Origin of the sequence: Rhizobium sp. CCGE531 (assembly GCF_003627795.1) — a bacterium.
Classification (GTDB): Bacteria; Pseudomonadota; Alphaproteobacteria; order Rhizobiales; family Rhizobiaceae; genus Rhizobium.
The window spans coordinates 2,103,662-2,116,897 of sequence record NZ_CP032684.1 but is presented as its reverse complement, the minus strand read 5'-3'; the positions used below and the strand labels follow the sequence as shown (position 1 = coordinate 2,116,897).

16 protein-coding genes and 1 tRNA gene are annotated in these 13,236 nt (G+C 58.7%); 7 read left to right on the top strand and 10 right to left on the bottom strand.

The genetic code is table 11. The features are described from left to right. Positions 1 to 28 precede the first annotated feature (28 nt). Positions 29 to 964 carry a DMT family transporter gene (locus CCGE531_RS10320; protein ID WP_120666691.1) on the bottom strand — a complete coding sequence of 312 codons (936 nt, stop codon included), beginning with the start codon at positions 962 to 964 and terminating at the stop codon, positions 29 to 31. Between the two features lie 219 nt (positions 965 to 1,183). Between CCGE531_RS10320 and CCGE531_RS10315 the strand changes: the two genes are divergently transcribed. Next, entirely contained in the window at positions 1,184 to 1,606 is a 423-nt protein-coding gene (locus CCGE531_RS10315) for a helix-turn-helix transcriptional regulator (protein ID WP_120664074.1), read from the top strand. Between the two features lie 18 nt (positions 1,607 to 1,624). Here the strand turns inward: CCGE531_RS10315 and CCGE531_RS10310 are convergent, their stop codons facing one another. The 3 genes from CCGE531_RS10310 to CCGE531_RS10300 form a co-directional block, all read right to left on the bottom strand. After that, positions 1,625 to 1,870, bottom strand: a complete 246-nt coding sequence (locus CCGE531_RS10310) for a hypothetical protein (RefSeq protein WP_162943885.1) — start codon at positions 1,868 to 1,870, stop codon at positions 1,625 to 1,627. 28 nt (positions 1,871 to 1,898) lie between these two features. Next, positions 1,899 to 2,114, bottom strand: coding sequence for a hypothetical protein (locus CCGE531_RS10305; protein ID WP_120664072.1), 216 nt, complete (start codon positions 2,112 to 2,114; stop codon positions 1,899 to 1,901). Between the two features lie 304 nt (positions 2,115 to 2,418). Next, positions 2,419 to 2,503: transfer RNA gene (locus CCGE531_RS10300), tRNA-Leu, on the bottom strand. Between the two features lie 238 nt (positions 2,504 to 2,741). Here CCGE531_RS10300 and lipB point away from each other — a divergent pair. Both lipB and CCGE531_RS10285 read left to right on the top strand, forming a co-directional pair. Further along, complete coding sequence (gene lipB, locus CCGE531_RS10295; protein WP_120664071.1) at positions 2,742 to 3,458, top strand: lipoyl(octanoyl) transferase LipB; 717 nt, start codon at positions 2,742 to 2,744, stop codon at positions 3,456 to 3,458. A gap of 877 nt (positions 3,459 to 4,335) precedes the next feature. Beyond that, a complete protein-coding gene (locus tag CCGE531_RS10285; protein ID WP_120664069.1) occupies positions 4,336 to 4,869 on the top strand; it encodes a hypothetical protein in 534 nt (177 codons plus the stop codon). Between the two features lie 61 nt (positions 4,870 to 4,930). Here CCGE531_RS10285 and CCGE531_RS10280 read toward each other — a convergent pair whose 3' ends face one another. Then, the gene (locus CCGE531_RS10280; RefSeq protein WP_120664068.1) at positions 4,931 to 5,425 is read right to left on the bottom strand and encodes a peptide deformylase; all 495 of its coding nucleotides are present in this window, start codon (positions 5,423 to 5,425) and stop codon (positions 4,931 to 4,933) included. Between the two features lie 470 nt (positions 5,426 to 5,895). Here CCGE531_RS10280 and CCGE531_RS10275 point away from each other — a divergent pair, with 470 nt between their 5' ends. Continuing rightward, positions 5,896 to 6,285 carry a MerR family DNA-binding transcriptional regulator gene (locus CCGE531_RS10275; protein ID WP_120664067.1) on the top strand — a complete coding sequence of 130 codons (390 nt, stop codon included), beginning with the start codon at positions 5,896 to 5,898 and terminating at the stop codon, positions 6,283 to 6,285. Between the two features lie 93 nt (positions 6,286 to 6,378). Then, positions 6,379 to 6,825 (top strand): hypothetical protein, encoded by a 447-nt coding sequence (locus CCGE531_RS10270; RefSeq protein WP_120664066.1) that lies wholly within the window; start codon positions 6,379 to 6,381, stop codon positions 6,823 to 6,825. A gap of 30 nt (positions 6,826 to 6,855) precedes the next feature. On the opposite strand, the gene CCGE531_RS10265 is transcribed toward CCGE531_RS10270, so the two are convergent. From CCGE531_RS10265 to CCGE531_RS10255, 3 genes are all read right to left on the bottom strand, one after another. Next, positions 6,856 to 7,329 (bottom strand): isoprenylcysteine carboxylmethyltransferase family protein, encoded by a 474-nt coding sequence (locus CCGE531_RS10265; protein WP_120664065.1) that lies wholly within the window; start codon positions 7,327 to 7,329, stop codon positions 6,856 to 6,858. Positions 7,330 to 7,341: 12 nt separating this feature from the next. After that, positions 7,342 to 8,331, bottom strand: coding sequence for a DUF1624 domain-containing protein (locus tag CCGE531_RS10260; RefSeq protein WP_120664064.1), 990 nt, complete (start codon positions 8,329 to 8,331; stop codon positions 7,342 to 7,344). A gap of 63 nt (positions 8,332 to 8,394) precedes the next feature. Further along, on the bottom strand, positions 8,395 to 9,087 hold the full coding sequence (locus CCGE531_RS10255) for a DUF599 family protein (protein ID WP_120664063.1): 693 nt from the start codon (positions 9,085 to 9,087) through the stop codon (positions 8,395 to 8,397). Between the two features lie 199 nt (positions 9,088 to 9,286). Here CCGE531_RS10255 and CCGE531_RS10250 point away from each other — a divergent pair, with 199 nt between their 5' ends. Together CCGE531_RS10250 and CCGE531_RS10245 are read left to right on the top strand one after the other, a co-directional pair. After that, positions 9,287 to 10,696: an L-serine ammonia-lyase gene (locus tag CCGE531_RS10250; protein ID WP_120664062.1), complete on the top strand. Its 1,410-nt coding sequence runs from the start codon at positions 9,287 to 9,289 to the stop codon at positions 10,694 to 10,696. A gap of 58 nt (positions 10,697 to 10,754) precedes the next feature. Then, complete coding sequence (locus CCGE531_RS10245) at positions 10,755 to 11,189, top strand: DUF1489 family protein (RefSeq protein WP_120664061.1); 435 nt, start codon at positions 10,755 to 10,757, stop codon at positions 11,187 to 11,189. A gap of 113 nt (positions 11,190 to 11,302) precedes the next feature. On the opposite strand, the gene CCGE531_RS10240 is transcribed toward CCGE531_RS10245, so the two are convergent. Beyond that, on the bottom strand, positions 11,303 to 11,578 hold the full coding sequence (locus CCGE531_RS10240; protein ID WP_120664060.1) for a hypothetical protein: 276 nt from the start codon (positions 11,576 to 11,578) through the stop codon (positions 11,303 to 11,305). Between the two features lie 126 nt (positions 11,579 to 11,704). Further along, positions 11,705 to 13,192 (bottom strand): D-alanyl-D-alanine carboxypeptidase, encoded by a 1,488-nt coding sequence (locus tag CCGE531_RS10235; protein ID WP_120664059.1) that lies wholly within the window; start codon positions 13,190 to 13,192, stop codon positions 11,705 to 11,707. Positions 13,193 to 13,236: the final 44 nt, after the last annotated feature.

The window sequence follows — 13,236 nt, the reverse complement described above, 5'->3', positions numbered from 1 at the left end:
TGGCCGGTCCATGCGAAGATATCGGTGCTCATGCGGTTTTTTCCAATTGGGACTGCGCGCGCTCCCGCCAGATTATGAAAAGACCGGAGCTAACGATGATGGCAATGCCGATCCATTTGGAAAGATTGGGGAAATCGCCGAAGATCGCGTAGCCGAGGACGGTGGCGGAAATGATCTCGAAATATTGGAACGGGGCGAGTAGCGAGAGCGGTGCCAGCCGGAAGGCGCGAACGACAAGCATATGCGCATAGCCTGAAATCGATCCCAGAATCAGCAAAAGCACGAGGCCGAGTGCAGAGGCGGGCAGGGAAGGTTCGAAATCGCCAATGCCGGCCGAAGCGCCGGCGAAGAGCACGAATGCCATGAACAGCGTGCCGCCTACGCCGGCCATAACCTGCATCGTCAACGGCGAATCCGCCTCGCCGACGGCGCGGTTCATGAACAGATAGAGCGCAAAGAGGAAGGCGCAGGCTACAGGCAGCAGCGCCTTCAATCCGAAGATCTCGAAACTCGGCTGGATCACGATCATCGCGCCGACGAAGCCGATGACGATCGCCAGCCAGCGCCTCCAGCCGACTTTATCGCCTAGAAACAGTGCTGAAAGGGCCGTCAGCATGAATGGCTCGACGAAATAGATCGCGAAAACATCGGCGAGCGGCATGTATTTGACCGCTGCGAAGAAGAGCAGGCTGGCGGCACCATGCAGCGCGCCACGCAGGAGGTTCATCCAGGGGCGCTTTGCCGAGAAAGCCGACCGCCCGGTTGTCGTCACCAGCAGCGGCAGCATGCAGACAATCTGAAAGAAGAAACGATAGAAGGTCACCTGACCCGGCGACATGCCTTCGAAGCTCGCCATGTATTTGGCGATCGCGTCCATCGTCGGCAGCAGGATCATGGCGCTTGCCATGATCGTCATGCCTCGGAGCGGATTTTGCTGTGCGGAAACGGCGGGAGCGACGGTCATCACGTTCATCAAACACAGGAAGGGCATGCAATCAAGGCGCGATCGGAAGCGGATTGCAATGCGCGAAGACAGCCATCGCAAAACGTCACACTTTTCCATTTGGGACGGATCGCAATGGCGGGATGACGCCCTTAGACCTATCTCTGCCTTCGGAAACGGCTAAAACATAAATGCGCCGCACAAAAATTCGCCGGCGCAGCCAAGAAAAGGATCGCACCGATGTTCAAATCCGAACAAGAGACGACCGTTTTTTCGGATGAGGGCGACGATACCCTGGGTGGTCGCCTGTCCATGGCCCGCGATGCCGCCGGCATCAGCCTCGAAACACTGGCGAGCCAACTCGGCGTCAGCGAAGAGACGATGCTTGCCTGGGAATCCGATCGCGCCGAGCCAAATTCCTCCGCTCTGGTGAAGATGTCGGCTCTTTTCGATGTTTCCCCCGCATGGTTGATGACCGGGGCGGGCGATGGTCCTGGAGAGGATAGCGACGAGCGCGCATTGGAAGCTGTCCGAAACGAGCTTTCGCGGCTACGCGCGGCCTATCAGGAAATCGGCCGGCTGATCGAAACAACGACTCAACAACTCGAACGTCTCGATCATCAGATCAGGCTGCGCAATCTCAGCAAGGATGTGGCGCATTGAGCGCGGCGCTGGGCATTTCTAGCTCAGGCGGGCAATCGTATCATCGAGGTTGTCGATCGCGAGTTGTTCGCGGGCGATCATACCGTCAAGATCGATAACCTCCGCACCCCCTTTTGCGCTTGCGCCCTGCATCTTCATCGCCAGCAGTTCGTTGCGATGGGCGATCTTTTCGCCTCTGATTTTGATAAGCTTCAAGCGAAAATCATCATTCATCTCAAATCCCCCCGTTTGGAGTGAATTATCCGCTGTTTGCCGGACTGCCATTTGTTTTCCAGGTTCATCTCCGTCGATCTCAGTCGTGCCCGCGTCCGCGATACGTGGTCGGGACGCCAGCCTCCTCATGGCATTGCGCGAGAGTTTCCAGCCACTCTGCCAATCCGGCCGGCACTTCGGCATTTCCAACTTCCATTGCCTCCACCCATGACAGGTCGCATTGCAGGGCGCTCGCCAGATTGATCGGCGTCCAGCGGATATGCAAAAGGCATTCGGAAAAGCGTTCTGGCGTCATGCATCCTCCGATTTTTGAAGAATTTCACGGTGCCAGAGAGCGGCGCGAAGTCAAGTAACCATGGAGACCTAACGGCTCTTGCTGAGCAAGGCGGGAGAACAACATGAACGCCCTGAACGATACGAAAATATATGAGGCTGGGACACTGGGCGGTCGATATCGACAAAAGCTGATTTCAACAGAACAAGTGGTCAACAGCGCGGAGAGATATCCGTTGTGTTCTGCGACCCGTTTCATTGGGGAGTACACGCTTGCGTAAAGCACTGTTTGAAAAACAAAAAACCCGGCCTAAGCCGGGTTCTTTTGGTGCGGTCGAGAAGACTCGAACTTCCACGGGTTGCCCCACAGCGACCTCAACGCTGCGCGTCTACCAATTCCGCCACGACCGCATCGTGGTAGGCCGGATTTCTCCGGCGCGGCTGCATGTAGCAAAAGCATTCGGGGGGCACAAGAGCGATGTGTCAGTTTTTTTAAATTCCTTCACAGCTCCTCCGATCGTATCCGTCCGGATGCGGTGGAAACGCCTTAGATGTTTGAATTCCCGCCCGAATAGCGCCATATGTGGACAACCCGTCGGCGCGCAGGATTTCCACAAGTGCGGCCCGCGGGTGCGCAAAGGACTGCCATATGCTTCGCACCGAACTTTCTCACCAGATGTTTCCCGTTCACGGTACGCCGCCCGTTCGCTGGCGGATCAGCGATGTACTCGTGCCTTATGAAGAGGCCGTTGCCACCATGGAGGCGGAAGTCGCTGATATCGCCGAGGGGCGGGCGCCGGAGCTGGTCTGGCTGGTCGAGCATCCGCCGCTCTATACCGCCGGCACCAGCGCCGATGCCGCCGATCTCATCGAGCCGGATCGATTTCCGGTATTCGCGACCGGACGCGGCGGTGAATATACCTATCATGGGCCGGGCCAGCGCGTGGCCTATGTCATGCTGGACCTGAAGTGTCGGCGGCAGGATATCCGCGCCTTCGTGGGCGCGCTTGAAGAAGTCATCATTCGTACGCTCGAATCGATGAATGTGCGCGGCGAACGTCGTGAGGATAGAGTCGGAGTATGGGTGAGGCGTCCGGAAAAGCCGGTTCTGCCTGACGGTACCGTGGCGGAAGACAAGATCGCCGCGCTCGGCATCCGCGTACGCAAATGGGTGACGTTTCACGGCCTTTCGCTGAACGTCGATCCCGATCTCGGCCATTTCACCGGCATCATTCCCTGCGGGATTTCCGCTTACGGCGTCACCAGCCTCATCGATCTCGGCCTGCCGGTCATGATGACCGATGTCGACATCCGCCTTCGCGATGCCTTCGAGCAGGTTTTCGGGCAGACGGTCAACGACGCGTAAGACCTGCTCCAGCGTTTTCACGCAGGCAGGTATTCAGATTTCAGCGTCGAAACCGGACGGATCAAAGAGCTCTCACAAGCAAGGCTCCTGGGCACCTTTTTCGGCGGACACTACAGGCTCATCCCGAGGGCCAAGCTTCGCCCTCTCCAGACGATCCATCTTGTCTTCTGCCTTGAGAAGATCATGCAGCTTCTGATCGCTGAGTATATTGTCTCGATTGTCATGCGAGGTCACGTAGGAACTCCTTGACCTCCGCAGGCGAGAGTGTGTCATCTCTCCCAGCCGCCGGCGCCTACGGGTTCGGTAGCCAGCGATAGGGCAACCTAGGCTCATTCTGGACCCAAGGCGAATCATTTTGGCCGACGCATCTCGCCGCATGGCGTGCCAGCCAAGAAAAATGCCCTGGAAGGGAGAGCATCCAGGGCATAGAGAGGGGAACTGCCAGGAAGAGAGTAGGGCGACGTGCCCGCACTTCAAGGCCCGAATCTCACGATAGATTATATCGCGCCAACAATCGCTCCTTCACCTCGCGAAACACTGATCGCCGTCGGTTCGTCGCACTGTCGTTGCGAGATCTTGGCGCTTCTATCATCCCGAAGATGCCGAACAGGGCCCAAGTTAATCGAGGGACATTGTGTTCATATCGGCATCGCGACCTTATCTACCTCCAGCTGAATCCGGCGCTCCGCGGACTGCCATCAACGATTGCTGGTTCTGCCAAGCCGCTCTTTTTGATGGCTATTTTTGTACAGTTTGCGTTCATGTTCGTCCGCATATGGTGTTTTCCGTCGCCCCAGAAATCGCGCGTCGATTGACAATCGATAGGGACGATACGATTAATAGTTTCGACATTCGTCATAGAGCGGAGGAAATGCCAATGACTAGTCGTGCCATTCTGTTGATGTCTTTTGCGTCTCTCACAGTTGTAGGCTCGATGGGCCTCGCTTCTTCGGCTTCTGCGCTAACCATGAAAGAGTGCAGCGCCAAATACCAGGCGGCCAAGACCGCTGGTACCTTGAACGGCCAAAAGTGGAACGACTTCCGCACGACGCAGTGCAGCGCCGATGCCAGCGCCACCACGACTGCGCCGGCAACCACCGCACCGGCCGCCACGACGCCTTCCAAGGCAGCGAAGACGACCGCGGCAGCCAAGGTCGATGCCAACGAGCCCGACGCCACCAAGCCGCCGGCAAGCGAGCCGGCAAAGCCGACGGCTGCTGCTCCGGCCGGCGTGACCTTCCCCGCAAAGATCGACGCGAAATATGCCAGCGAGACGCCAGGCAAGGGTCGCTTCCATACTTGCGTTGATGCCTATAATGCCGCCAAGACCAGCAATTCGCTCGGCGGCCTGAAATGGATCCAGAAGGGCGGCGGCTACTACAGCCTCTGCAACTCCAAGCTCAAGGGCTGATCCGCCAATAGGCCTTCTATCGAGCGGGCGCCTTCGCGGCGCCCGTTTTCTGTTGTGAACCTCAGACCCGGTTTTTTTCCCATTTCGTTACAAGGCGATCACGCTTGAGCTTGGAAAGCCGCTGAAGCCAGAAGATCCCGTCCAATTGGTCGATCTCGTGCTGAATGCAGATGGCGAGAAAATCCTCCGCCTCCGCCTCATGCGCTTCGCCGGAGACATCCTGATAGCGAAAGCGGATCGATTTGGGCCTGACGATCTCTTCGGTTGCCCCAGGCATGGAAACGCTGCCTTCCATATGCCGCATGGTCTCTTGCGAGGACCAGAGGATCTCCGGATTGATATAGGCACGCACGCCATCCTTGCGGCTGAGTTCTATCACGACCACCCGCTTGAGGAGACCGATATGTGGGCCGGTGATGCCGACACCGGGAGCGGCGCGCATCGTATCCAGCAGGTCTTCGACGAGCATTCGCAGGTCGTCGTCGAAGACAGTCACCGGAGCGCAGGCGGTTCGCAATAGCGGATCTGGGAAGCGGATGATGGGGCGGGCGGGCATTGATACTCTCTGTCGGATGAAAGGACATTATAGCCGCCCAGGATAAGGGTGAGGTGGCAACATTGCCACCGTCTCGATAGCTGAATCCTTTTTATCAGCTTTCTCTTTTATCCAATTGTTACTATTCAATTTTCTATTCAGCCATCCGAGCTGAAATACCGAGCAATCGGGAATGGCCGATGAAGACGAGCATAACGACGCCCTTAACATGACGACGATTTTCCCAGTCTTGCGCAAAATGCGAGCGTGATTCTTCCGACGGGGATGCTGCCTCCGGCCACCAAGGGCGCAATCGGTGCATAATGGTATTTCCCCATTTCCACTGCCCGATTCGGGCGAGCCGCGAGGCGACAGCTGACTTCCTGATGGTACGCGCTTCACTTGCTGGAAACTGCATGCCGCAAAATCAGTGAAAATTGACTATTACGTAAAAGTCAATATTATGATGGGCAGCAGATAGGGGCGGATTCTTGGTCGACGGATATTATAGCATAACGGAGCTTACTCGGGAATTCGGGGTTTCGACCCGGACGTTGAGGTTTTATGAGGACGAAGGCCTCATTCAACCCGAGCGCAGAGGACGCACACGCTTGTTCCGGCCCGCCGACCGACGCCTCATTGCCGAAATCCTCCGTGGCCGCCGCATCGGCTTCACCATCGCTGAAATCCGCGAGATCATTCAGGTCTACAGGGAGCCACCGGGCGAGATCGGTCAGCTGAAGCTGCTGATGAAGCGTGTCGATGAAAAGCGCGACGAGCTTCGCCAGAAGCGCAAGGATATCGACGATACGCTGAGCGAACTCGACAATGTCGAAGAGGCCTGTCTCGGACGTCTCGCCGAAATCGGCGTCGGGACGTGATGACCTCTATCATGGCGTGAGTAGCCAATTTCTCAGCCATAGTTCCGGCCAGAACGCTTTATAGAAGCAAGCGTTCTCAGGGGATTTCGTGGCATGATCACAAGAATCTCGTCAATCGTTACTATACTCGCTGCGGCTATCCTCGCAAACCCTGAGGGTGGTTCTGCCGCCGACGTCGCACAGTCGAATGTTCCGGTCGCCTATGGCCTTTTGCTTGACGGGAAGGACGCGATCTATGGCCAACAGGTTTGCCATGTTCACTCTCCCTGTCAGCTTATCGACGACCAGAAGGCCCGTGTTGAAGTGAGTGTGACTATCGATTCGACGCAACATCTGTCGGGAGAAGTCAGCATTCAGTGCAGCGAACCCGACTGCTCTTTCCTCGACGAGAGCACGTCCGCCAAGCTGGAAAACGCTGTCGGCGGAGAAAGGTCTCGTCAATTTGAGCTCTACGCCGGAGACGGTGTGTCACACAGTAATGATCTGGTTTATATCAAGAGAACGAATATGGGTCGCATTTTCTTTTTCGTTGGAAACTAGTTACCGCTGGACGGCCCTTTAGTTCCCGTTTCAAACCCAGCGGCGCGTACGCCTGCAATAAAATTCGAACTCACAGCCGAATCGTGACAGGAGATGCATCTCCTCGCAGCGGATGACGAGCAAGGTCGTCATTGCTGCTGCGGCTGCTGCCATTGCCAGAAACCAAAGATTACCGATCATCAGGCCCATACCGGCCATCAGCAGCGTGTAGCCGAGATAAGTTGGATTGCGGGTGAAACGGAAGGGGCCTGTCGTCACCAGATGGGTGGTGCAGCGTTGTGTGAGGACGGTGGTGCGGCTCTCCAGCAGCGTCTTGACCGCCCAGACGTTCAGGGTCACCGCTAGAATGGTCAGAAGGGCTCCGACCACCCAGGCAAGAAGTGCCCATACAAAGGGCAATGGCAACGGGTACCACCGTTGGAGATAAAGCGCTGCAATGACGGCAAGGCTATAGAGCAGCGGCGGCCACGGAAAACTCAGCGACTTCGAACGATAGGCATTCATGGAATAACCCTGTCATTGCGCTTGTTCCGTGCATTGTATCGCGATTCGGCTTACGCGTTCATCGCTATCTGCCTTGATCGACCCGGATTCCAAGGGTTTAAAGAGATCCTGGGCCTGCAACTTGTCGAGCGTGCATTGGCAGAAGCTGCGGCACATGGTTTCCGTGCCCGACCGCGTGCAGGAGGCCACGCATTGCCTGATGTAACCGACCGTCGGATCCTGCGGCGGCGGCGGCGCCACCAGCGACAGGAGATAGACGAGGCTGAACAGAACAGGTTGGTGGACCAGATAGAAGATAAGGCTGTGCCGGCCGGCGCTGGCGATCAGATTGCGACCGGGGCCGAATTTCGCCAGGCGATCGAGCCAGCCGAACGATATGGCCAATTGCGCGACGCCGAGACCGAACAGGAATGGCGTCAGCCATGGAAAGAGCGGCACATAGTCGTTCGAGCGCTGGATGTTTTCCGAGAGCCCGACCCACCAGAGCCACGGCGCATCGAAAAGGCTCGAATGCAGCGAAAAGGGGGCGATGACATTGTCGATGACGATGCCGACCGTCAGCAAGGCCGCGATGAGAAGGGTGGCGAATACAGGCAGTCGCAGGAATAGCAGGCCGACGAGGCTTGCGGCCGCGATGCCGTGCAGGATGCCGAAGAATATCCATTCGTCACGCAGGCCGATGAAGGTGACCAGCGAAATCGCCGCGGCAGCGGCGATGATCATGCCCATCCGTCGCCAATAGGAGCGCCAACGAATCTCCGGCGTATTGGCGAGCACGAGGCTGAAGCCGGCCAGGAAGAGGAAGGTGCTGGCGATGGCGCGGGCATAAAGCTTCAGCCAGCCCGTTTCAGCCGTGCCGGCGTCGAGATAGCCGAAGAACTCGAAATCCCAGGTGCAATGGTAGCTTGCCATCGCCAGAAGGGCGAGGCCGCGCGCCGTATCCAGAATGCCGATCCGAGGCGTCTTTTGATAGGTGTCCGCGCTCTCGGCAATGGCGGCCATTGGGAGGTCCTTCCAGGCATGAACTCAAATCTTGCGCGCCGGCTTAGAGCCGACGCGGCCTTGTCATGGCATATCGGCATCCATAATGGCCAGACGGGCATCGGAAAAAAACTGCCGGCGGATCAGCACGATGATGATGAAGATGGTCGTGCCCATAAAGACATAGGGGCTGAGGAACCAGCCTAGATAGCCGATGGATAGAAAGATCGCCCGCAGGCCGGCATTGAAATTGCGCGCCGCGATGATGTTCATGCGCACCACGCGATCCGCCGCCCGTTCGGCGCCCAGCGGATCGAGAATGGCTTCCTCGCGCATCGGCAACGAGCCGAAGAGGATGGTGCAATAGTTGAACAGACGATAGGCCCAGCCGAATTTGAAGAAGGCGTAGCCGAAAAGGCAGGCAAGCCCCGCGACCTTGATCTCGAAGGCCGTACGGCCGCTATTGAAGACGAAGGGCAGGTCGGAGAAGAAAGCGTTGACCTTATCGGTGGCGCCGAGCAGGGCGAAGCAGCTGCCGATGGCGAAGATCGAGGTGGATGCGAAGAATCCGGTGCCGTTCTGCAGGCCGGAGAGGATCTGCGTGTCGATCATCTTCAGATCGCGGCGCAGCGAATTGTAGATCCATTCGCGCCGGCGCTCGTTCATCGCCAGCGTCAGGCTGATGCGGTTGAAGAATGTCGCGCTGCTGGTGATCCAGTTCAGCGCGACCCAGAGAAGGATGAACAGGGCGAGGGCGACATGGTCGGCAGTCGTCATAAAGGCAGATTCTCCAGATCGATCCGATGTGGACTGTAGCGCAGCGCGGACGGTGCGCAATGGCCTTCTGTTTGCTTCCCCGAATGCCTATATGTAATGTCGCTGCCGTGAAATCCAATGTCGGCCAATCGCCGTGCAAGCTTGCCCCGATAGCGTAGCCTTGCCGGAAATCGATTTGCCTGGGAGGCACCAAAGGTCCATGTTTCTTTCAGTTTTCGATGTGTTCAAGATCGGTGTGGGACCATCCAGCTCGCACACGATGGGGCCGATGTCGGCCGCGAATCGCTTCCTCGACCTCGTGCTTTCGAACGAATGGCCGCGCCCGTCCTCGAACGTGCATGTCGCTTCGATCAAGGTCAGCCTGCATGGTTCGCTGGCCCACACGGGTATCGGCCATGGCACGGGCAGGGCGGTCATTCTCGGCCTGATGGGCGCGAGGCCGGATAGCGTCGATCCAGACCATATGGACGGCATCATCGACGAGGTCGAGCGCAGCGGGCGCATCACGCCGCCGGGCCATCCAGCTTATGAATTCCAGCCCAGGACCGATCTCATCTTCGACAAGAAGGTGCCGCTGCCCGGCCATGCCAACGGCATGAGCTTCTCCGCCTTCGACAAGGACGATCGCCTGCTCCTCAAGCGCATCTACTATTCCGTCGGCGGCGGCTTTGTCGTCACCGATACGGAACTGGAGCAGATGCGGGCGGACAAGAAGAAGCCGGCCGCCGCGGGCGAGCGCGTTCCCTTCCCCTTTGCCAGTGCCAAGCAGATGCTCGAAATGTCCGAGCGCTCCGGCCTCTCGATCGCGCAGATGAAGCGCGCCAATGAAGAAACGCGCATGAGCGCGGAAGAGCTGGACGCCGGCCTCGACCGCATCTGGGCAGCCATGAGCAGCTGCATCGATCGCGGCCTCAAAGTCGACGGCATCATGCCCGGCGGCCTGAAGGTGCGCCGGCGCGCGCGCGCCATCCATGACAAGCTGCAGGAGGAATGGCGCAGCAACCGTATCAACCCGCTGCTCGCCAATGACTGGCTGAGCGTCTACGCCATGGCGGTCAACGAAGAGAATGCGGCCGGCGGACGCGTGGTGACGGCGCCGACTAATGGCGCGGCCGGCGTCATTCCGGCAACCATCCGCTACTATCAGCATTTCCATGAGGATTGGGATCAGGACGGCATCCGCAATTACCTGCTGACTGCAGCTGCAGTCGGCGGGATCATCAAGCACAATGCCTCGATTTCCGGCGCCGAAGTCGGCTGTCAGGGCGAGGTGGGTTCGGCGGCCGCCATGGCGGCGGCGGGACTTGCCGCCGTCATGGGTGCAACGCCGGAGCAGATCGAGAATGCAGCTGAGATCGCGCTGGAACATCACCTCGGCATGACCTGCGACCCGATCGCCGGCCTGGTGCAGGTTCCATGCATCGAGCGCAACGCCCTCGGCGCGGTCAAGGCGGTCACCGCCGCCTCGCTCGCGATCAAGGGCGACGGCCAGCATTTCGTACCGCTTGACGCCTGCATCGAGACCATGCGCCAGACCGGCTACGACATGAGCGAAAAATACAAGGAAACCTCGACCGGCGGCCTTGCTGTGAATGTCGTGGAATGCTGAGTGTGGACGCCTGATGTAAAAGCTTGACGCTGCCGGCCAAAAGGACTTCAACGGCACCATGGCTTTGCATCTCATCAAATTATGCGTCGGCGCGGATTCGATTGAGGATTTGCGCGAATGGGTCTCCGAGCGGGCGATGAACGCCATTGCCGCCGGCCTGGAGCCGCATACGACCCATACGACACGCATGGTGCCGAAACGAGTCGAGGAGCTGCTGGACGGCGGCTCGCTCTATTGGGTGATCAAAGGACAGGTGCAGGCAAGGCAGAAACTGCTTGGGATCGAGACCTTCACCGACGCGGAAGGTATTCATCGCTGCCGGCTCATTCTCGATCCGAGCGTCATCGAAACCACCGGCCAGCCTCGGCGTCCTTTTCAAGGCTGGCGTTATCTGCCGCAAGACGATGTGCCCCGCGACCTCGACAGCTTAGGCGCTGCCGCCGAGTTGCCCGCCGATCTTCGGCGGGAGCTCTCTGAACTCGGATTGCTTTAGGCAGCAGCCTGGAGCGGTTCAGTTTCGTACGCAGCCCTTGAACCGGCCCATCCTATTGTTTTTGCATAATTCCAGATGGAGCACCGCACTGCTGGGCATTTTCCTGGAAATGCTCAGCGCAGCCGCATCATGATCGGCGCACGGCCGGTCGGCGCGGTGATGTGCAGATGAATATGCGCTTCCGGCTGCGAGTAGCGCCATGCCCGCGCGCCGTGGCAGAGCAGGATGCCGATCAGGTCTTTCGTCTTGTTGCGCGAGCGCGAGCGGCTGAGACCGAGGTCCGCCAGTCGCATCGCCGCCTCATGCAGCGGATGAAGAGCAAAGCTCTTCTGTTTCATCTTGCCCCCGCCATCGAGCGAGAAACCGGGAAAGTTCTCGTTCATTGCCATTTCAAAACCCCGTACACGTTACAAACTCAGGGCCGGCCCGTTTGACATTCGGGACCGGAAAGCCGGGCGAGACACATAGCCCGGCCAATCTGCAAACCATGCGCCGCGAAAATCGCGGCCGCATTCCTATTCCATGCTTGCCCAGCACTTCACGCCGGCACGCTTGAGCGCCTTGCAGGCATTGAGTGCCGCGCCTTGATCTTCGAAGCCGCCGAAACGGGCGCGATAGCCACCATCGAAGGCGACCGCGTAGGGTTTGGCCGAGCGAAGCGCCTTGCCACCCTTGCTTTTCGCCGTATCGAGCAGGTCGCTCGCGCCGTTCTTGCTCGGGGAAACGCCGATCTGAACGACCCAGCCGGCCGGCTCGCGCTCAGCTTTGGCGGCCTTTGCTACCTTTTCAGACTTATCGGCCTGCTGCAGCTTAACGAGCTTGGTATCGGCCTTCGTCGATGCCGTCGTCACGGTATCGACTTCGTCCTCATCGCCGTCGTCCGAAGTCGCAACAGAAGCGACTTCCTCGGAAGAGGGGCGCTGGACGGGCTTTGCCGACAGCAACGGATTGCTGGATTGAGGCGCAACAGCAGCAAAGGCAGCCGCGCTGGAGGGATGCGTATCGGTGGCTTCCGCCGTCTCGTCGTCCTTGATTTTCGCGCGGCCCATGTCGGCCATGCGCGCGCTGGCGGCCTGGAGATTGGGCGTCGCGGCCGGCGCCTGCGCGATAACATTCGAAGCGATATGTTTCGTCGACGCGACAGGCAGATATTCCGCGATCAGCTTGCGCATCTGATTGTCGCGGGCCGGCGTCGAGGCGCCGCCCAGGACGACGCCGACAATGGAGCGCCCATCGATCTTCACCGAAGTCGCCAGATTATAGCCAGCCGCGCGGGTGTAACCGGTCTTGATGCCGTCAACACCCCGTACGGAGCCGATCAAGCGGTTGTGGCCAGGAATGACCCGGCTGCCGAGGCGGAAGCTCGTCTCGGAGAAGAAGCCGTAATATTGCGGGAAATGTTCGCGCAGAGCCACGCCGAGGCGGGCTTGATCACGTGCGGTCGTCATCTGGGCAGTATTGGGCAGACCGTTCGGATTACGATAGGTCGTGCGCGTCATGCCGAGCGCGCGCGCCTTGTCGTTCATCAATCGGGCAAAGCCTTCCTCTGAACCGCCAAGCATTTCGCCAAGCCCCATGGCGGCGTCATTGGCGGATTTGGTGACGATGCCGAGGATGGCCTCGCGAACGGTCACGGAATGGCCAGCGCCAATCCCAAGCTTCGTCGGCGCCTGGGCCGCGGCATTCCTGGAGAAGACGACGGGAGTATCGAGGGTGATGCGTCCAGCCTCCAGCGCCTCGAAGGTCAGGTAGACCGTCATCATCTTGGTCAAGGAGGCGGGATAGTGGAGCGTGTCGGCGTTTTCGCTGTAGAGAACGTTGCCGGTATTCGCATCGATGACGATACCCGCATATTTCGTGCCAGCAGCATTCGCATCCGTCGTCACGGTGACTGTTGCCGTCGCGATCGAAAAGCCAAGAAGCGCTCTCGCCAGAATCTTACCGGTTTGAGACGATGAAACGGAAAGAACTAATCTGGACACTAAATCACTCTCTGCTTGCATTTTACATTCTCGATTATCCGGCCGCCGCCTCCATGAACGCCCGT